This window comes from Sandarakinorhabdus oryzae (genome assembly GCF_009733735.1).
GTDB classification, from domain to species: domain Bacteria; phylum Pseudomonadota; class Alphaproteobacteria; order Sphingomonadales; family Sphingomonadaceae; genus Sandarakinorhabdus; species Sandarakinorhabdus oryzae.
The window spans coordinates 1-17,692 of sequence record NZ_WNJP01000051.1 but is presented as its reverse complement, the minus strand read 5'-3'; the positions used below and the strand labels follow the sequence as shown (position 1 = coordinate 17,692).

At 66.5% G+C, this 17,692-nt stretch carries 15 protein-coding genes; 9 read left to right on the top strand and 6 right to left on the bottom strand.

All coding sequences use genetic code 11. The features are described from left to right. From ccmI to GJ693_RS07120, 4 genes are all read right to left on the bottom strand, one after another. The coding region (ccmI, locus tag GJ693_RS07135; protein WP_156255633.1) for a c-type cytochrome biogenesis protein CcmI at positions 1-938 on the bottom strand (938 nt) is incomplete at its 3' end. 7 nt (positions 939-945) lie between these two features. Continuing rightward, entirely contained in the window at positions 946-1,404 is a 459-nt protein-coding gene (locus tag GJ693_RS07130) for a cytochrome c-type biogenesis protein (protein ID WP_156255632.1), read from the bottom strand. After that, positions 1,401-1,937 (bottom strand): DsbE family thiol:disulfide interchange protein, encoded by a 537-nt coding sequence (locus GJ693_RS07125; protein WP_156255631.1) that lies wholly within the window; start codon positions 1,935-1,937, stop codon positions 1,401-1,403. The genes GJ693_RS07130 and GJ693_RS07125 overlap by 4 nt, the downstream gene beginning before the upstream one ends. Positions 1,938-1,946: 9 nt before the next feature. Continuing rightward, positions 1,947-3,932, bottom strand: coding sequence for a heme lyase CcmF/NrfE family subunit (locus GJ693_RS07120; protein WP_156255630.1), 1,986 nt, complete (start codon positions 3,930-3,932; stop codon positions 1,947-1,949). Between the two features lie 75 nt (positions 3,933-4,007). Between GJ693_RS07120 and GJ693_RS07115 the strand changes: the two genes are divergently transcribed. From GJ693_RS07115 to GJ693_RS07100, 4 genes are all read left to right on the top strand, one after another. Continuing rightward, the gene (locus GJ693_RS07115) at positions 4,008-6,596 is read left to right on the top strand and encodes a cyclic nucleotide-binding domain-containing protein (protein ID WP_156255629.1); all 2,589 of its coding nucleotides are present in this window, start codon (positions 4,008-4,010) and stop codon (positions 6,594-6,596) included. A 44-nt stretch (positions 6,597-6,640) separates the two neighbouring features. Continuing rightward, on the top strand, positions 6,641-7,516 hold the full coding sequence (locus GJ693_RS07110) for a hypothetical protein (protein WP_156255628.1): 876 nt from the start codon (positions 6,641-6,643) through the stop codon (positions 7,514-7,516). Beyond that, a complete protein-coding gene (locus GJ693_RS07105; RefSeq protein WP_156255627.1) occupies positions 7,513-9,402 on the top strand; it encodes a cytochrome c3 family protein in 1,890 nt (629 codons plus the stop codon). The genes GJ693_RS07110 and GJ693_RS07105 overlap by 4 nt, the downstream gene beginning before the upstream one ends. A gap of 94 nt (positions 9,403-9,496) precedes the next feature. Next, positions 9,497-10,348 (top strand): phosphodiesterase, encoded by an 852-nt coding sequence (locus GJ693_RS07100; protein ID WP_156255626.1) that lies wholly within the window; start codon positions 9,497-9,499, stop codon positions 10,346-10,348. 66 nt (positions 10,349-10,414) lie between these two features. Here GJ693_RS07100 and dnaN read toward each other — a convergent pair whose 3' ends face one another. Further along, positions 10,415-11,536, bottom strand: coding sequence for a DNA polymerase III subunit beta (dnaN, locus tag GJ693_RS07095; protein WP_156255625.1), 1,122 nt, complete (start codon positions 11,534-11,536; stop codon positions 10,415-10,417). A gap of 100 nt (positions 11,537-11,636) precedes the next feature. Here dnaN and GJ693_RS07090 point away from each other — a divergent pair, with 100 nt between their 5' ends. From GJ693_RS07090 to GJ693_RS07080, 3 genes are all read left to right on the top strand, one after another. After that, positions 11,637-12,263: a histidine phosphatase family protein gene (locus GJ693_RS07090; RefSeq protein ID WP_156255624.1), complete on the top strand. Its 627-nt coding sequence runs from the start codon at positions 11,637-11,639 to the stop codon at positions 12,261-12,263. Between the two features lie 204 nt (positions 12,264-12,467). Beyond that, the gene (locus GJ693_RS07085) at positions 12,468-12,929 is read left to right on the top strand and encodes an acyl carrier protein (protein WP_156255623.1); all 462 of its coding nucleotides are present in this window, start codon (positions 12,468-12,470) and stop codon (positions 12,927-12,929) included. A gap of 176 nt (positions 12,930-13,105) precedes the next feature. Then, positions 13,106-13,972, top strand: a complete 867-nt coding sequence (locus GJ693_RS07080) for a hypothetical protein (RefSeq protein ID WP_156255622.1) — start codon at positions 13,106-13,108, stop codon at positions 13,970-13,972. 122 nt (positions 13,973-14,094) lie between these two features. Here GJ693_RS07080 and GJ693_RS17710 read toward each other — a convergent pair whose 3' ends face one another. Further along, positions 14,095-14,481: a tetratricopeptide repeat protein gene (locus tag GJ693_RS17710; RefSeq protein ID WP_408014550.1), complete on the bottom strand. Its 387-nt coding sequence runs from the start codon at positions 14,479-14,481 to the stop codon at positions 14,095-14,097. Positions 14,482-14,782: 301 nt separating this feature from the next. Between GJ693_RS17710 and GJ693_RS07075 the strand changes: the two genes are divergently transcribed. Together GJ693_RS07075 and GJ693_RS07070 are read left to right on the top strand one after the other, a co-directional pair. Further along, positions 14,783-15,964: an acetyl-CoA C-acyltransferase gene (locus tag GJ693_RS07075; protein ID WP_156255621.1), complete on the top strand. Its 1,182-nt coding sequence runs from the start codon at positions 14,783-14,785 to the stop codon at positions 15,962-15,964. Beyond that, positions 15,964-16,734: a 3-hydroxybutyrate dehydrogenase gene (locus GJ693_RS07070; RefSeq protein WP_197042031.1), complete on the top strand. Its 771-nt coding sequence runs from the start codon at positions 15,964-15,966 to the stop codon at positions 16,732-16,734. Before GJ693_RS07075 ends, GJ693_RS07070 begins: the two co-directional genes overlap by 1 nt. Positions 16,735-17,692 lie beyond the last annotated feature (958 nt).

Below are 17,692 nucleotides of genomic sequence, written 5' to 3'. Positions count from 1 at the left end.
ACGGGAGGCGGCAGGCCAGGCACGGCGGCGGTGCCCACCGGCTTCGTCGCCGCCAACCGCGCGGCAACATCGATGCCGGCGGCCTGCGCCGTCTCGGTGATGGCGGCGCGCAGTTGCGGCAGCCAGGGCGCATCGGCTGGCGAATCGGCGACGAGCTTCAGCATGTCCTCGATGGCGCCCTTGCGGTCGCCTGTTTCGGACTTGTGCACGGCCAGGAAGTACCGGGCGCGAGCGTCCACCCCGTCCTGCGCGGCGGCCTTCTCGAACGCGGCCACTGCCGCGGGCGTCACCTGCCCGCCGGCTTCCTGCACCAGCGCCTCGCCATAGGCCGACTGGAAGCCAACGCCATCGGGCTTCAACGCGATCGCTTTGGCATAGGCCTTGGCGGAATCGCTGTAGCGGCCGGTCTGGAAATAGCTCCACCCCAAGAGGCGCCAGCCTTCCGGATCGCCCGGATTGGCCTGCATCTTCTGTTCAAGGCCGGCGATGAGCTGGCCGACTTCGCCTGACGCCGCCGAGGCTGCTGCCGGGTCAGCAGCCGGCGCTGCGGCCTGCACGGCCGCACTTGGGCTCGCGGTCCCGGCCAGTTCCGGCTGGCCCATGCGGGCGTAAAGCGCCGCCGCTGCGATGGCGACCATGGCGGCGAGGCCCAGCGCCAGGCCAGAGAGCGCCTTCTGGCCCATGGTGCGGTCCAGCTCGGCCGGGATATGGCCAGCGGCCAACAGCCGTCGGCGGATCTCGTTCCTCAGGCCTTCGGCTTCACCGGGCTGGATCACGCCGGCGGCCAGCTGCACATCGACATCGGCCAATTGGTCCTTCAGCACGGCAATGGTGGCGGCGCGGGCGTCCACCCGGGCTTCGTGGCGGCGCACCAGAGGGATGGTGAGCCAGGCCGCCGCCAGCGCGGTGAGCGCGGTGAGGATGATCCAGAGTGTCATGCGTGTCTCAGTTGTGCGGGCCGGCCAGCCGGTCAAGCTCGGCGCGCTCGGCCTCGGAAAGCGGGGCAGAATCCGGTGTGGCCACGGGCGCGCGCCGCTGCCATGCAATCAGACCAGCGGCGCCCAGCAACAGGATGGCGAACGGGCCGGCCCACAGCAGCAGAGTGTCGCCTTCCACCGGCGGTTTCAGCAGCACGAAATTGCCATAGCGCTGCACGACATAGTCACGCACGTCGGCGTCGGATTTGCCCTTGGCGATCTGTTCGCGCACCAGCAGGCGCAGGTCACGGGCCAGCGGCGCGTCGCTGTCGTCGATGGACTGGTTCTGGCAGACGACGCAGCGCAGGTCCTTCGAAATGGCGCGGGCGCGGGCTTCCTGTGCGGCATCAGGCAGCATCTCGTCGGGGAGGACCGCTGCGGCAGGCGTGGCCAGCATCAGTGCCAGGGCGAGGAAAGCCCGCTTCATGCTTCTGCCCGCAATTGCTGCATCAGCGGCTTGATCTGGCCTTCCCACACCTCGGGGCTGATCGGGCCGATCTGCTTGAAGCGGACGCGGCCTTTCTTGTCGACGATGAAGGTTTCCGGCACGCCGGTCACGCCCAGATCGATGGCGGTGCGGCCCTGTTGATCAGCGGCGACCGCGGCATAGGGGTTGCCATAGCGCGCCAGCCATTCGCGGCTGTCCTGCGGCTTGTCCTTCCAGGCGATGCCATAGACTGGGAAGCCTTCCCTGGCGATCTGGGTCAGCACCGGATGTTCCTGCGGGCAGGCGGCGCACCAGCTGGCCCAGATGTTGAGCAGGCGCGGCTCGCCCTTGAAGCTGGCGCTGGCGAAACCGGGACCGCCGCCATCCTCGATGCCGGGCAGCGCGAATTCGGGCAGGGGCCGGTCGATCAACTGGCTCGGCAATTCCTTGGGGTCCTGCGTCAGGCCAAAGCCGAGGAAGGCGGCCAGGCCGGCGAAGGCAATGATCGGCAGGATGAACAGCAGGCGCTTCATGGATCAGGCTTATTCTGCGGGAACGAGATTGGGCGCAAGAGGCGTGCGCACCTGCGGTGCGCCGATGCGGAAACGGCGATCCGACAGGCTGGCAGCGCCGCCCATCGCCATGAGGAGCCCGCCAAACCAGATCCAGCCGACCAGCGGGTGCCAGTAGATGCGCACCACCAGCCCCTGCCCGCGCGCGTCCTGCTGCACGTCGCCGATGGCGACATATTGATTGCCCAGCACCGACACGCCGATGCCGGCCTCGGTCGTCTGGCTGCCCGACACGGTGTAGAGCCGGCGTTCGGAGACCAGGCCGTGTGTCGACCCGTTCTGGCGCACGCTGAAATGCGCGCGCAGGGCACGGTAATTGGCGCCTTCCACCTCTTCCGCGCCGGTCATGGTGACGCTCACCGGGCCAGCCGCCGCCGTTTCGCCGGGGCGCATCACCAGGATCTTCTCGGCCGAAAATGCGCTCATCGCCGCAATGCCGGCGGTGGTGAAACCGAGGCCGGCATGGGCCAGCACGAGGCCGATGGTCGCCGCCGGCGTGGTGCGGACCAGCCGCCACGAGAAACCGCCCGCCCCGCGCCAGCGTCGCACCAGCACCAGCACCGCGCCCATGATCAACCAGGCGCCCAGCGCGAGGCCAAGGGCGGCAGACAGCTTGGCAAGCCCGGTCCACAGCGCCAGGCCAGCCAGCACCACCGCGATGATCGCAACCGGCAACAGCAGTTTCCGGGCGAGCGCGCCCAGATCATCCCGCTTCCACGCCAGCATCGGCCCGATGGTGACGAGGATGAGCAGCGGGGCGGCCAGCGGCGCGAAGACCAGGTTGTAATAGGGCGGGCCGACCGAGATCTTGTTGGTGGGGGCCACGGCCTCCATGATCACCGGGTAGAAGGTGCCGAGGAAGACGACCGCGGTAAGCGCCATCAGCAGCAGATTGTTGAAGGTGAGGCCGGATTCGCGGGACACGCTGCCAAACAGCGCGCCCGATCGCAGCATCGGTGCCTTGGCGGCAAACAGCGTGAGCGCCGTGCCGGTGGCGCCGATGATCATCGCGAGGATGAAGACGCCGCGCTTGGGATCGACAGCAAAGGCATGGACCGAGGTGAGGATGCCGGAGCGCACCAGGAAGGTGCCGATCAGCGAGAGCGAGAAGGCGAGGATGGCGAGCAATATGGTCCAGCCGGCCAGGCTGCCGCGCTTTTCGGTGACGATGGCCGAATGCAGCAGCGCCGTGCCGATCAGCCACGGCATGAAGCTGGCGTTTTCCACCGGATCCCAGAACCACCAGCCGCCCCAGCCCAGTTCATAATAGGCCCAGAAACTGCCCAGGGTGATGCCGCAGGTGAGCGGCACCCAGGCCGCCAGCACCCACGGCCGCATCCAGCGCGCCCAGGCCGGATCGGCGCGCCCTTCGAGCAGGGCGGCGACGGCAAAGCTGAAGGTGACGGAGAAGCCGACATAGCCGAGGTAGAGCAAGGGCGGGTGGAAGACGAGGCCGGGATCCTGCAACAGCGGGTTCAATTCCGCGCCATCCAGCGGCACCGGGAACAGCCGCGCGAACGGGTTGGAGGTGAACAGCGCGAAGGCGAGAAAGGCGACGCTGATCATCGCCTGCACCGAAAGGATGCGGGCCTGCAGCGTGGCGCGCAGATTGTCGCCAAAGCGCGCGATGCCGGCGCCATAGATCGACAGCACCAGCACCCACAGCAGCATGGAACCTTCGTGATTGCCCCAGGTCGCTGCCAACCGATAGGGCAGCGGCTGCGACAGGGCGCTGTGGTTGGCAACCAGCGCCACCGAGAAATCGGCCTGGCCGAACAGCGTCATCAGGCAGGCAAAGCTGAGGCCAATCAGCAACGCCTGCAGGCCGGCGGCGCTGCGCCCGAAGGCCATCAGCGCCGCATCGCCGCGGATCGCGCCCAGCATCGGCAGCACCGATTGGGCCAGCGCCACCAGCAGCGACAGGATCAGGGCGAAATGGCCGATTTCGGCGAGCATGGGGGCACGTGACTCCTTGGCACCAGCGAATCTTGCTCTAGCCGATGCATCTCAGGATGCTAGGATTTATCTGGGATGAAGCGCGGGGAACAGCGCTTCGTCCGGGGGAACAGTGCCAGCGTGACGACGTATCGCATCGCAATCGTGGGGTCGGGGCCGGCCGGCCTATCGGCGGCGGCGCATGCGGCACGGCTGGGGCTGAGCCATGTGCTGCTCGAAAAGACTGACCATCTGTCGGACACGATCACCAAATATCAGAAGGGCAAGCATGTGATGGCAACGCCGTCACAGCTGGTGTTGCGCTCACCATTGGATTTCGACGCCGGCAAGCGCGAGGCCGTGCTCGGCACCTGGAACGAGCAAACCGCCAGCGCCGGCGTGAACGTGAAATACATGGCTGAGGTCACATCCATCGCGGGCACCGGCGATCCCATCCCCGGATCGGTGATGCGGATCATCAGCCGCAAACGCGATGGCACATCCGACACCAGAGAGATCCAGCGCCGTGCGCCGCCCTATCGGCTGACCCTGGCGAATGGCGAGGCGATCATGGCCGACACGGTAATCCTGGCCATCGGCACCCAGGGCAATCCCAATCTGATGACCTGCCCAGGCGGCGACCTCCCCCACGTGCAACATCAGCTGGATGACCCGACCGCGTACAGCGACGAGCATATCTTCGTGATCGGCGGCGGCGATGCCGGCATCGAGAATGCGCTCGGCCTGTGCGCCGATCCGGCGCAGAACAACATGGTCACGCTGGTCAACCGATCGGCCGATTTCGCCAATGCCAAGGATGCCAACGTCAAGGCGCTGATGGCCGCGCGCGATGCAGGCCGCATCAGCCTGATGACCGAAACCACGACACGAGCGATCGAGCCAGGCTTCATCACGCTCGACACGCGCGACGGCGAGGTGCGCGCCCGCTGCGACCGGGTGATCGCGCGCATGGGCTCGGCGCCGCCGCGCGGCTTCGTCGAAGGCTGCGGCGTGGAATTTGCCTCCGACGACCGGCTGGCCTTCCCGAAGTTGTCGGCCACGTTTGAATCGACCGCGCCCGGCATCTTCGTGGTCGGCGCGCTCGCCGGCTATCCGCTGATCAAGCATTGCATGAACCAGGGCCACGATGTGGTGGAGTTCATCAACGGCAATCTCGATCTCAAACCGGCCGACGAGCCGATCCTGGAAGCGAAATTCGCCGGCCTGCCGGAAGATCCAGGCTCTCGGCGCAGCGTGGCGGACTGGCTCGAGCATCTGCGCGCCAGTGTCTCCATCCTGAACGGCATGTCGGCGCTGCAGATGCGCGAGTTCATGCTCGATTCCACCGTTCGCCTGTATCGCGCTGGCGAGGTGATCTTCGAACGCAACGCGCCGGGTTCGTCATTGTTCGGCATCGCCGAGGGCGAGGTGCTGGTGGAGGTCAACCCCAATGATCGCTCGATCACCGTGCCGATCCCGGCCGGTTCCATCTTCGGCGAGGTCGGCCTGATTTCCGGCCGGCGGCGCGGGGCGACCATCCGCGCCGGGGAGGACAGCATCGTTGTCGAGATCAGCCGCACCGCTGCGCTCAAACTGATGAGCCAGGTGCCCGCCGCCGCGCGCGAGATCACCCGCATCACCACCGAACGCAGCCTGCTGCAGATCTTCAAGTCGGGCCTGGCCCCGGCCGACCTGGTCGACGTGATTGCCAATGCCAAAGTGGAAACGGTGCGCGCCGGCCAGGCCATCATCCGGGAAGGCGAACAAGGCGACGACATCTTCATCATCCGATCGGGATCGATGGTGGTGGAAAAGAGCATCGGCGGCAAAGCGGTGTTCCTGAACTATGTGCCGGCCGGCAGTTACGTTGGCGAAATGGGCGTGATCACCGGTGCAGCACGCAACGCCACGGTGCGGGCGGCGGTGAAAAGCGACGTCATCCGCCTGGCCGGCGAGCCCTTCCGCGCGTTGCTGGCGGCCAAGCCGCAACTGCTCGACAAGCTGCGTGATGAAATGGCCAGCCGCACAAGGCTCAACGCTTTCATCGAGTCCAAGAAGGACAGTTTTTCCGGCGTTGTCGACATGTACACCGGCGTCGCCAATTTCCTTGTTGAACAAGGGGTTGGTGAGGCGACCGATGTGCTGCTGATCGACGAGAAATTGTGCGTCGGTTGCGACAATTGCGAGAAGGCCTGCGCCGATACCCACGACGGCCTGTCGCGACTGGATCGCGAGGCCGGGCGCACCTATGCCCATCTGCACGTGCCGACCAGCTGCCGCCACTGCGAGCATCCGCACTGCATGGCCGATTGCCCGCCCAACGCCATCCACCGCGGGCCGACCGGTGAAGTCTATATCGACGAGACCTGCATCGGCTGCGGCAATTGCCAGCGCAACTGCCCTTATGGCGTGATCCGCATGGACAAGGTGCCGCCGAAGAAACCTTGGCTGCTCAGCTGGTTGCTGTTCGGCCGCGGTCCCGGCCCGGGCGAGCCCAGTCCCAAATGGGCCAAGAAACACGACCCGGCCTATGCCGAGAAGGCCAAGAAAGCGATCAAATGCGACATGTGCTCGGGCCAGGAGGGCGGCCCGGCCTGCGTGCGCGCCTGCCCCACCGGCGCCGCCATCCGCGTGTCGCCCGAACAATTCCTGTCGGTTGCGCTGATGGACCGGGAGGAGCGCTGATGGCGGCAGACGGCCCATCAAAACTTGGGTTTGGGCGCAAGCTGATGACCGGCAAGGCCGTGGCCCCAGCACGGCGTGACGTCGCGCATGAAGGCTTTCTCACCCACCGCCGCGGCCGCTGGGCCAGGATCGCGGCGGAACTGAGCGTGGCGGCGATTGCGGTCTATGTGATGACCGACCCGACGCCGCGCCACAATGGCGGCACCTCGCTGGGCTACACGCTGGGCACGCTGGGCACCGCGATGATCGTCTGGCTTTCCCTGCTCGGCGTGCGCAAGCGGGTGATCGGAAGCAAGCCCTTCAGTCTGAAGGGCTGGACCAGCGCCCACGTCTGGCTGGGCCTGTCGCTGATCGTTATCGGCACCCTGCATTCTGGCTTCCAGTTCGGCTGGAATGTCCACACCCTGGCCTGGGCGCTGATGATGGTCGTCATCCTGTCCGGCCTGTGGGGGGTGACGCTCTATGCGACCCTGCCCGAGAAATTGTCGGCCAACCGCGGCGAGGTCACCCAGCAGCAGATGCTGGAGGCGATCCGCACCCTTGACCGCCAGCTCGATACCGCTGCCCAGCCGCTGGCCGCCGAGGAGGCGGCGCTGGTGCGGTTGAGCCTGGAGCGGTGCCGCATCGCCGGTTCGCTGCGCCAGCGGCTGTCGGGCAATTATGCCAATGATGGCAATGCGTTGGCATTGGCGGCGGTGAGCGAGCGGGTGAGCGCCGGCCTGCGCGCCGGCCGGCCGGACGAGCGCCTGCAGCAGATCCAGTTCCTGCTCGAACGCAAGGAGGCGGCGCTGGCCCAGGCCCGCCGCCATATCCGGATGAAGGCGCAGCTGGAGCTGTGGCTGTACATCCATGTGCCTGCAACCATTGCGCTTCTGGTGGCGTTGCTGGCCCATGTCCTCTCTGTCTTCCTCTATTGGTGACGGCGGGGATGCGCTTCATCATTCGCCAGGTCGCCAAGCGCGCAGACGGGGGCGACATCATCCGCACCCGCACCCTGGTTCAGGCCGAACTCAGCATCGGTCGCGGCACCGATTGCGACCTCCAGCTGGCCGATCTGGCGGTGATGCTGCGCCATGCCCGGCTGGCGCAGATCGCGCCCGGCCGTGTCAGCCTGGAGGCCATTGGTGGCGTGCCGGTGGCCGTGGCCGGCAGATTCGTCACCCGCGCTGACCTGTTGCTGGCCGAAACGCCCGCCGTCGACATCGGCCCATTCCGCCTGACGCTGTCCGCCGGTGAAGATGACGCCGTTGCCATCACCAGCGAGCGCGTGGTGCCGCCCAACGAGAGCGCCGATGCCGGCCAGGAGCTGAGCATCTTCAGCCTCGCCGGTGCCATGCCGCCCAAGCGACTATTGGCCTGGGCGGGCGCGCTGCTGGTGCTGATCGGCCTGCTGCTGGTGCCGCTGGCGCATTTCATCGGCGAGGGCCGGGCCAGCCTGCCACGCGCCATGGTCGCCGATGCGGCCCGGCCGGCCACGGCAGTGAAGGCGCTGGCGGTGAAAACGGCCCGTCCGGCCGCGCCGGGCGGCTTTGCCCCGGACGAAGTCTGGTCGAGCGGGCCTCTGTCAAACGCCCACGCCAGCCTGTCCAACAACTGCGGCGCCTGCCACCAACAGGCGTTCGTCAGCGTGACGGACAGCGCCTGCCAGGCCTGCCACATCCCCGCCGCCCTGCCCGATCACGCCCCACCCGCCCGCATGGCCAGGGGCCGCTTGCCCGAAAGCGGCGTGCAGGCGGTGGCACACCACGCCTTCAACCTGCCGCAGGGCCGCTGCACCAGTTGCCACAAGGAACATGAAGGCAAAGCCACGGTGATGACGGTGGCGGAAAGTTTCTGCACCGATTGCCATGCCGGCCTGTCCTCGCGGCTGCCGGATACGCGGGTCGCCAACGTGCCGGGCTGGGCGAACCACCCCGATTTCCGCCCCACATTGGTGACGACGCCCTCGCTCACCGCCCCGGTCTTCACCCGCACGCCATTGGCCGGTGCCCGCGAACAGTCCGGGCTGATCTATCCGCACGCGCTCCACCAGTCCGCCAGCAACGCGGTCGCCAACATGGCGCAGAAACAGCGGTTGCCGGTGGGGAGCGATGGCGCCCTGCCCTGCCGCTATTGCCACGTGCCCGACGAGGGGCAGCTGCGTTTCAAGCCCATCGCCATGGAGGCCAATTGCGGCGCCTGCCATGATCTGGCCTTCGCCCGAGAAGCTGGAACGGTCCGCACGCTGCCGCACGGCAAGCCAGCGCAGGTCGCCGGCATCATCCGCGATTTCACCCTGAGCCAGGCCTTTGCGCCCCGCCTTGAAGTGCAGCGCCTGAGCTTCGATCGCCGCCTGCCCGGCCGCGTGCCGGCGCCACTGGCCGGCGATCCCGCCACCCGCGCCCGCGCCGCCGTGGTGAGTGTGTTCACCGGCAAGGGCCTGTGCACCCAGTGCCATGTCATCAGCGACACCGGCGCGGCGGACCTGACCCGGCGCTTCGCCATCGCGCCCGTCACGCTCAATACCCATTATCTGCCGCAGGGCCGCTTCCCGCACGGCAAGCACAAGACATTTGACGGCAAGACCGGCCAGGCTGCCTGCCTTGCCTGCCACGGCGGCGCGCTGCAATCAAAGGCCGCCACCGACGTGCTGATCCCCGGCGTCGCCACCTGCCGCGAATGCCATGGCGCTCCGGCCAAGGCGCTGTTCAGCAGCGCGCCCAAGGCGGGCGACAGTTGCGACAGCTGCCACGCCTATCACGACGGCTGGACACCGGCCGCTCCCGCCCGTGTCGCCAGCGCGCGCAACCGCCAGGCGCCGGCCTGATGCGCCGGCCGGCTTGCCTTGCACCGCCGCCTGCGTCAGTCTCGCAGCTGTGCCCGTATCTGCCGGGTCAAAAGAAGCCGCGGGGGCGCTGGCCATGCTGATTGCCCAGGTGACCGATCTCCACCTCGGGTTCCAGCCGGATGATCCGGCGGAGCTGAACCGTAAGCGGCTGGACGAGGTGGTGGCCACGCTGCTGGCGCTCACTCCGCGGCCCGACCTGCTGCTCGCCACGGGCGACCTCACCGAGAATGGCACCATCGCCTCCTATCAGACGCTGAAATCCATCACGGATCGCCTGCCCTTCCCGGTGCATTTCGCGATCGGCAACCATGATCACCGCGGCAATTTCCGCCATGTCTTCCCCCATGTGCCAGCGTCGCCCAGCGGCCATATCCACTATGCCTTCACCCATGGCCCGCTGCGCTTTGTCGTGCTCGATACGCTGGAAGAGGGCCTGCACGGCGGCGCCCTTTCGGCCGCACAGGCGGCCTGGCTCGATGCCACGCTGGCCGACGATGCGCGGCCGACCATGCTGGTGCTGCACCACCCGCCGATCGAGACTGGCAATGGCTGGATGACGGAGGATATCGACGCGCCCTGGGTGCAGCGGCTGGCCGCTGTGGTGCGCCGCCATCCCCACGTGATCCGCATGGTCAGCGGGCATCTGCACCGCGCCATCGTCACCGGTTGGCACGGCAGCACGCTGGCCGTGTGCCCCTCCACCGCGCCGCAGGTGGCGCTGGATTTCCGCAGCATTGATGCCGACCATCCCGACGGCCGCGACATGATCGTCGCCGAACCGCCCGGCTTTGCCCTGCACTGGTGGACCGGCCGCGACCTCGTCACCCACTTCGGCACCGGCGGCGATCACCCGGTGCTCGCGCGTTACAACGCCCGCATGCAGCCGACGGTGCGGCATATCCTGGCGGAGCGGGCAGGGCATTGAAACAGAAAGGGCGACCCGTCGGGGTCGCCCATTTGGTTTGGCAGCCGGTCCGGCGCTGGTCCGCGCTCACACCCTCATGGGCATGAGGACATACAACGCCTTCGCATCATCGCCCTCGCGGATCAGCGTCGGCGCCGATGCATCAGCCAAATGCACGTCCACCAGGTCGCTGTTCACCTGGGCGAGAATGTCGAGCAGGTAGCGATAGTTGAAGCCCACCTCGATATCGGCAGCGGCATAATCGGCCGGCACTTCTTCCGAAGCGGTGCCGTTTTCCGGGCTGGTGACCGACAGCGTCACCCGGTCCCGACCCAGCGCCAGCTTCACCGCGCGGGTCTTTTCCGTGGTGGCGATGGCGGCAACGCGGTCCACGCCCTCGGCCAGCACCTTGGCATCGATCTTCAGCAACTTGTCGTTCGCGGTCGGGATGACGCGGGTATAATCCGGGAAGGTGCCGTCGATCAGCTTGCTGGTCAGCGTGCTGTCGGCCGAGAAGCGGAAGCGGATCTTGGCCGGCGACAGGCTGATTTCCACCGGCGCATCGGCGGCCATCTCGTCGAGCAGCTTGCGCACTTCGTTGACGCACTTCCTCGGCACGATCACGCCCGGCATGTCGGCGGCACCGGCCGGCAGATCGAGCTCGATGCGGGCCAGGCGGTGGCCATCGGTGGCGACACCGCGCAGCTTGGGCGACGGGCCGGCCGTGGCATGGAGATAGATGCCGTTGAGATAATAGCGCGTCTCTTCGGTCGAAATGGCAAAGCGCACCGCGTCGATCAGATCACGCAGTTCGCCCGCCTGCAGCGTGAACCGCACCGGCAGATCGGTTTCGGCGATCACCGGGAAATCGTCGCGCTTCAACGTCGCCAGGCTGAAGCGGCTGCGGCCGGCGTTGACGCTCATCCGCTCACCAGCCACCGCCAGCTCGACCTGCGAGCCTTCCGGCAACTTGCGCACGATATCGAACAGCGTGTGGGCCGAAACCGTGGTGGCGCCGTTCACATCGATGGCAGCGGGGATATTTTCCACCACCTGCAGATCAAGATCGGTCGCCATCAACCGCAGGCCATCGGGCCGCGCCTCGATCAGCACGTTGGACAGGATCGGGATGGTGTTGCGACGTTCAACCACCGACTGGATATGGCCCAGGCACTTCAGCAGGGTTGCGCGCTCGACGGTGGCCTTCATTCTGATCCCTGTTACCAAATGGTGAGTTTGGGGGCACTATAACCATTCATGCGCGGTGCGGTAGTGGCGATATGCGCCGAAATCGGCAAAGGATGGCGCCATGGACCTGATTCTCGCCCGCCACGCCGAAACCGTGTTCAACGCCGCCGCCCGCATGCAGGGCCACATGGCGCACACCCCCCTCACCCGCGCCGGCATCGCCCAGGCCGAAGCCATGGGCACCGCCCTGCGCCGCGTGCTGGGCGAGGCGCCAGATATCGATCTGTGGGTCTCCCCCTCCGGCCGCACGCAGCAGACGGCGGCCATCATCGGCGAACATCTGGGGCTGAACTTCTTTGATTGGCGCAAGGACGAACGCCTGCTCGAAATCGATGTCGGCGATTGGGAAGGCCGCTGGTATCACGACATCGTCGCCGAACTCGGCCGCCCCATCGTCGATGCCGAACGCGGCCTGTTCACCGAAGCGCCGCCAAACGGCGAATGGTTCCCGCAGATCGCCGACCGGCTCAACGACTGGCTGGCCGGGCTCGACCCCACCCGCCCGGCGCTGGTGATCAGCCACGGCATCACCGCCAGCGTGCTGCGCGGGCTCCTCGTTGGCGGCGAAGATTGGCACGGCGTCCCCGTCGCCCCGCGCGCGCCTCAAGGCACGGTGTTCCGCATTCGCGACGGCGTGGAAGAAGCCCTGCACATCGGCAGCGGACCAACCGTGTCGCGCGCGGCGTAAGAGGCCACCAACTTACCACCCCTTCCCCGTCACCCCGGCCTTGAGCCGGGGCCCCGCTGTCCTTCGCGCCGCCTTGGCGATGGAGAGAAAGAAGGGCCTCCGGCGGGCAGGGACGCAGTCCCTGCACCCGTTTGATTTTGGCCGGCGCTTGATGGTGGGTTTGGGCTGGATTGCAGTCATTCGTCCTAGAGGTAAAATGGTGGCATGAACGAATTGCCAGCAGCAACCGTGCGCCAGCTTTTGATCGAGGGACAAGGCGTTCCCGAACGAAAGGTAACGCCTGAGGCTCGCATTTTGCACGATCTTGGAGTTGATGGCGATGACGCTGGAGAACTGTTTCACGCCTTACACGAGCGGTTTGGCACGGACTTCACGGAACTAACTCGACAGTGGCGCGTGTTCTTCAACACCGAAGGTGCAGGCCCGCGAGAGACCCTGCTTGGTATCCTTTACATCGTCGTCTGTGGAGGTGCGGCGGGCGCGCTTGCAGCCGCGCTGCATTGGCCCTCGATTGTGGCGTGGGGATTGACGTTGGTGCTATTCGTAGGTGGCAGATGGTTTTTCTCACGTTGGTTCGGACGCCAATTGCAGCCCCTAACTGTCGCTGGCCTTGTGGAAATTGTTCAAGCTGGTCGCTGGCCATCCGATCCTGACGATGTCCGGTAAGTGGTCGCAAGCGGACTCACCCCAAACCCGCACACCCGAAAACAAACGGGTGCAGGGTCTGCGACCCTGCCCGCCGGAGGCCTCCTGCCGCCTTCCACCCGCAGGCTGGTCGCGGCGGCAGATTTGCTGCTAATCTCCCTACCGGGTCGCCAGTCCTCACCGGGGGGAGCCGACCCATGCCGATCAATTTCCAGATCGAACGCACCGCCAATAATTTCTTCGCCCGTGCCGATGGCCAGCGTTTCTTCGTTGGCCGGCGCGTGCCCTATGGCAGCAACATCGGGCTCTACAACATCTTCGCCGGCAGCCCGCTCGCAGCGTCCTTCTACAGCGCGACGGATTTTGCCGGCGGCCACGGTTTCTGGGCCGATTTCATCGAGCCGACCGCGCTGTGCGAGGGCCGCAGCTTCCTGACGCTGAACAGTTACGACAGCGCCGCCTTTACCTTCGGCTTTGGCCAGTTCGCCGCGCACGTGCCCGATGGCGATTTCATCAAGCTGTTGCGCGCCCTGCTCGCCCGGCCGGAAGCCGCAGACTATTTCCCGCACCTCGAACTGGCCGGCGGGCGCATCCACCAGGTCACCGATCGCGGCCTGACGCCGCTGGAAAGCGCCACCTCCACCGAAGCCCTGATGCGCTACCTCAACCCAACCCTGAACGAAGTCGAAGACGCCGAGGTGATCGCCGCGGCCAAGCTGATCCACTGGTCCACCCACCACGCCAGCGCCCGCGACGCCCAGGTGAGCACCATGGTCGCCAGCTACCGCAGCTTCATGGCCCGCGCCGACAAACGCGTCGGCATCGATGGCCGCCCCGCCGATCAATGCCTCGTCATCGCCGATATCCTGCACCACGGCCGCGGCGGCAAGATGACCTGGCCCCTCGTCGCCGAAGCCCTGGCCAGCCCCACCCCCCTGGCCAAACTGATCGCCATCGGCGCGCCCCAGTGGGACAGCCGCAAGGCGACGTTACGGAAAGCCATCGCGGCGCGGCCGCAACTGGCGGCGAAGCGGTGGAGCCGGGCGGTAGGGGATTTCGTGTGAAGGGAAGAAGTGGGGGCCTCCGGCGGGCAGGGTCGCAGACCCTGCACCCGTTTGTCTTTTGGCCGGTGCTTGCGGCGGGTTTGGGAGCTAACGGTCGCTCGCGAAGGTTTCCAAATATGCGACTACGCTAAGACCATACGCATACGAAGCTTGCGCAACAGACGTCGCGCCATGTCTCGCTCATATTCACTAATGGAAGCTGAGCCCTCGGCGGCCGCGAGGCAGCGGAGTGCTGCCTGTAGATCATACCTTATGCCTCGACCTCGCAAGTAACACTTGGCCATTTCCAACTGAGCGCTTCCATCACCAGTCGTCGCTACCCGCTTCCACCATCTGAACATGGAGCGCCAATCTTTTCGCTCACGATAGAGGATAGCAATGTTTAAGCCAGCGACAACGTTGCGTTCCTTACGCCACGCCCGCTGGTAAAGCTGCATCGCGGCTGCCTTATCTACTTTCACGCCCGTGCCAGTGTCGAAAAGGTAAGCCAGTCGCGTAAGACAAGCCATATCGCCTAGCGCAGCCCCGCGCTCAAAGGCGGCGCGGGCGCGTGCGAAGTCTCCAGCTTCTTGAGCGGTATCCCCGATTTTGAATAGGACACTGGTTTCAACCATTGCTATCGAGTGCCACGTGCCTGCCTAATTGCCAATGTCCGCATTTTGGGCCGTAAGCAGACGCCCTCCCCAACCCGCACACCCGAAATCAAACGGGTGCAGGGTCTGCGACCCTGCCCGCCGGAGGCCCGCTTTCTCCCTTCCGCCTGCAACCTCACCCTCGTAAAAGGCGCCCACAGCAACCGGAGTCCCCGCCATGTCCGATCCCGTCGTCATCGCCAGCTATGCCCGCACGCCGATGGGGGGATTTCAAGGCGCTTTGAGTGGCCTGAAGGCGACCGAGTTGGGCGCGGCGGCCGTGCAGGCGGCGGTGGCGCGGGCGGGGGTGTCGCCCATGGCCGTGGATCAGATCGTGATGGGTTGTGTGTTGCCGGGTGGGTTGGGCCAGGCGCCGGCGCGGCAGGCGGCGTTGGGGGCCGGGTTGCCGTTGCATGTGGAGGCGGTGACCATCAACAAGATGTGTGGCAGCGGCATGCAGGCGATGATCATGGCGCACGATGCGCTGGCGGCGGGTAGCGCCAATGTGATCATCGCGGGCGGCATGGAGAGCATGTCCAATGCGCCGTATCTGCTGTTGAAGCATCGCGGCGGCGCGCGGATCGGCCATGATGCCATCAAGGATTCGATGTATCTCGATGGGCTGGAGGATGCCTATGACCCCGGCCGATTGATGGGCAGTTTCGCCGAGGAGAGCGCCCGCGATTACCAGTTCACGCGGCAAGCGCAGGATGATTTTGCCATTGCCAGCCTGAGCCGCGCGCAGGCGGCGATTGCCAGCGGCGCCTTTGCCGGCGAGATCGTGCCGGTGGCGGTGCCCGGCAAGGGCGGCGAGGTGCTGGTCGATACCGACGAACAGCCCGGCAAGGCCCGGCCGGACAAGATCCCGACGTTGAAGCCGGCCTTTGCGAAGGATGGCACCATCACGGCGGCCAATGCCTCCTCGATCAGTGATGGCGCCGCCGCCCTGGTGCTGACGCGGGCGAGTGTGGCGGAGGCGCAAGGCTTGAGTGTGCAGGCGCGCATCGTCGCGCATGCCGCCCACGCCCATGAGCCGGCGAAGTTCACCACCGCGCCGGTGCCGGCAATCCAGAAGGTGCTGGCCAAGGCGGGCTGGACGGTGGCGGATGTCGATTTGTTCGAAGTGAATGAGGCGTTTGCGGCGGTCGCCATGATCGCCATGCACGATCTCAATATACCGCACGAGAAGCTCAACATCCACGGTGGCGCCTGCGCGCTGGGCCATCCGATCGGCGCGTCGGGCGCGCGTATCGTGGCGACGCTGCTGGCGGCGCTGGAGCGGACGGGCGGCAAGCGCGGGGTGGCGGCCCTTTGCATCGGCGGCGGCGAGGCCACGGCGATTGCGGTGGAGCGGATCTGATGAACCTCGCAGGCAAGACCGCGGTCGTCACCGGCTCCACCAGTGGCATCGGCCTGGCCATCGCCAAGGCGCTCAGCGAAGCCGGCGTGCGGGTGATGATCAATGGCTTTGGCGATGCGGAGCAGATCGCGGCGGCGCAGGCTGAGGCTGGCGGGGCGCTCTATTACCCAGCGGACATGTCCAAACCGGCCGAGATTGCCGACATGATGGCGACGGCGCAGGCCGAGCTGGGCGGCGTCGATATCCTGGTCAACAACGCCGGCATCCAGTTCGTTTCCCCGGTGGAGGAGTTCCCGCCGGAGAAGTGGGACGCGATCATCGCCATCAACTTGTCGAGCGCCTTCCACACCACGCGCGCCGCCGTGCCGGGCATGAAGGCCAAGGGCTGGGGGCGGATCATCAACACCGCGTCGGCGCACAGCCTGGTCGCTTCGCCGTTCAAATCGGCGTACGTGGCGGCCAAGCATGGCATTGCCGGTTTCACCAAGACGATCGCGCTGGAAGTGGCGACGCATGGCGTGACGGTGAACTGCATCTCGCCCGGCTATGTGTGGACGCCGCTGGTCGAAAAGCAGATCCCCGACACGATGGCAGCGCGCGGCCTGACCCGCGAACAGGTGATCAACGACGTGCTGCTCGCCGCCCAGCCGACTCGCCAGTTCGTGACGGTGGAGCAGGTGGCGGCCTGCGCCCTGTTCCTGTGCAGCGATGCCGCCAGCCAGATCACCGGGGCCAATATCAGCATGGATGGCGGCTGGACCGCAGCCTGAGCGGATTCCATCCCCGTTATCCCCGTTATCCACAGGGGTGATGGCCAATATTTCACTTTGACGACTCACCCAATCGGTGAGAGCATCCACCTGTAGCCGGGAATTGACGGCGGCAGAAATGCCAACGAAATGAAGCGGTTACCGCTGTTGGAGACGTATAATCCCCATCTTTGGTGGGAATTGAAATCACCGCAGCGGGCTGGAGGAAGGATGACGGCGGCAACGGCCCCACTGGCGCAAGCCGGACGGGCAGGAACCGACGGAAAATCACCACCAGTCAGGGCTGAAAAGCCGGCACGCGTGCCACGGGCAACAGGGGGCAACCCCTGGCCGGGCAGGCCGAAGGAACGGAGGTTCCGCAAAGCACCTCCGCACCGCAAGGCCAACCGGACGCCACGGGCACGCGGGCAAGGGCAGCAGCTCAGCGGCTGGATCGCCAGCCCGCAACCAGGCATTTTCCTGCGCAAGCAGGGCGAGCATGGCGAGGGGCACGGGCACCAGACGCGGGCCAATGCGCCCACTTGACGACCAGGCGGCCGGCGCAATCCGGGTCGCGGGGTTGAAAGGGTGGAGCGAAAAGGTCCAGCACCGGTGACGAGGGCCGCTCTGCCGAGCAGCAGGAATTGCCGGTTGCAAAAGTGCCGTGGAAGTGCGCGAGGCCTGCCGCCGCAGCTCCAGCCGACGAGGTTGTGAGCGCAGGCGCCGACCGGACCGCCCATGTCCTCCGAAAGGAGGGGCACGACACAGTGGCCGCCGCTGAGCAATCTGCGGCGGCCATTATGTTGTGTGCCAACTGCCGAAACGCCAAGCCAGCCCGCAAACCCGAGCCCACCCCCCCCCCCCGCAAGCGGGAAGTGACCAGCCTTACGGCTTCACATCCGGCGGCAGTTCGCCTGCCATGCCCGCCGCCACCTTCTCCGCCGCCTCCATCACCCGCAGCAAATTCCCGCCCGCGATC

What these genes read in the sequence shown, in the direction of transcription:
- GJ693_RS07130 (WP_156255632.1), bottom strand. Translation starts at nt 1,404, where the DNA reads ATGAAGCGGGCTTTCCTCGCCCTGGCACTGATGCTGGCCACGCCTGCC.
- GJ693_RS07125 (WP_156255631.1), bottom strand. Translation starts at nt 1,937, where the DNA reads ATGAAGCGCCTGCTGTTCATCCTGCCGATCATTGCCTTCGCCGGCCTG.
- GJ693_RS07120 (WP_156255630.1), bottom strand. Translation starts at nt 3,932, where the DNA reads ATGCTCGCCGAAATCGGCCATTTCGCCCTGATCCTGTCGCTGCTGGTG.
- GJ693_RS07115 (WP_156255629.1), top strand. Translation starts at nt 4,008, where the DNA reads ATGAAGCGCGGGGAACAGCGCTTCGTCCGGGGGAACAGTGCCAGCGTG.
- GJ693_RS07110 (WP_156255628.1), top strand. Translation starts at nt 6,641, where the DNA reads ATGACCGGCAAGGCCGTGGCCCCAGCACGGCGTGACGTCGCGCATGAA.
- GJ693_RS07100 (WP_156255626.1), top strand. Translation starts at nt 9,497, where the DNA reads ATGCTGATTGCCCAGGTGACCGATCTCCACCTCGGGTTCCAGCCGGAT.
- dnaN (WP_156255625.1), bottom strand. Translation starts at nt 11,536, where the DNA reads ATGAAGGCCACCGTCGAGCGCGCAACCCTGCTGAAGTGCCTGGGCCAT.
- GJ693_RS07090 (WP_156255624.1), top strand. Translation starts at nt 11,637, where the DNA reads ATGGACCTGATTCTCGCCCGCCACGCCGAAACCGTGTTCAACGCCGCC.
- GJ693_RS07085 (WP_156255623.1), top strand. Translation starts at nt 12,468, where the DNA reads ATGAACGAATTGCCAGCAGCAACCGTGCGCCAGCTTTTGATCGAGGGA.
- GJ693_RS07080 (WP_156255622.1), top strand. Translation starts at nt 13,106, where the DNA reads ATGCCGATCAATTTCCAGATCGAACGCACCGCCAATAATTTCTTCGCC.
- GJ693_RS17710 (WP_408014550.1), bottom strand. Translation starts at nt 14,481, where the DNA reads ATGGCTTGTCTTACGCGACTGGCTTACCTTTTCGACACTGGCACGGGC.
- GJ693_RS07075 (WP_156255621.1), top strand. Translation starts at nt 14,783, where the DNA reads ATGTCCGATCCCGTCGTCATCGCCAGCTATGCCCGCACGCCGATGGGG.
- GJ693_RS07070 (WP_197042031.1), top strand. Translation starts at nt 15,964, where the DNA reads ATGAACCTCGCAGGCAAGACCGCGGTCGTCACCGGCTCCACCAGTGGC.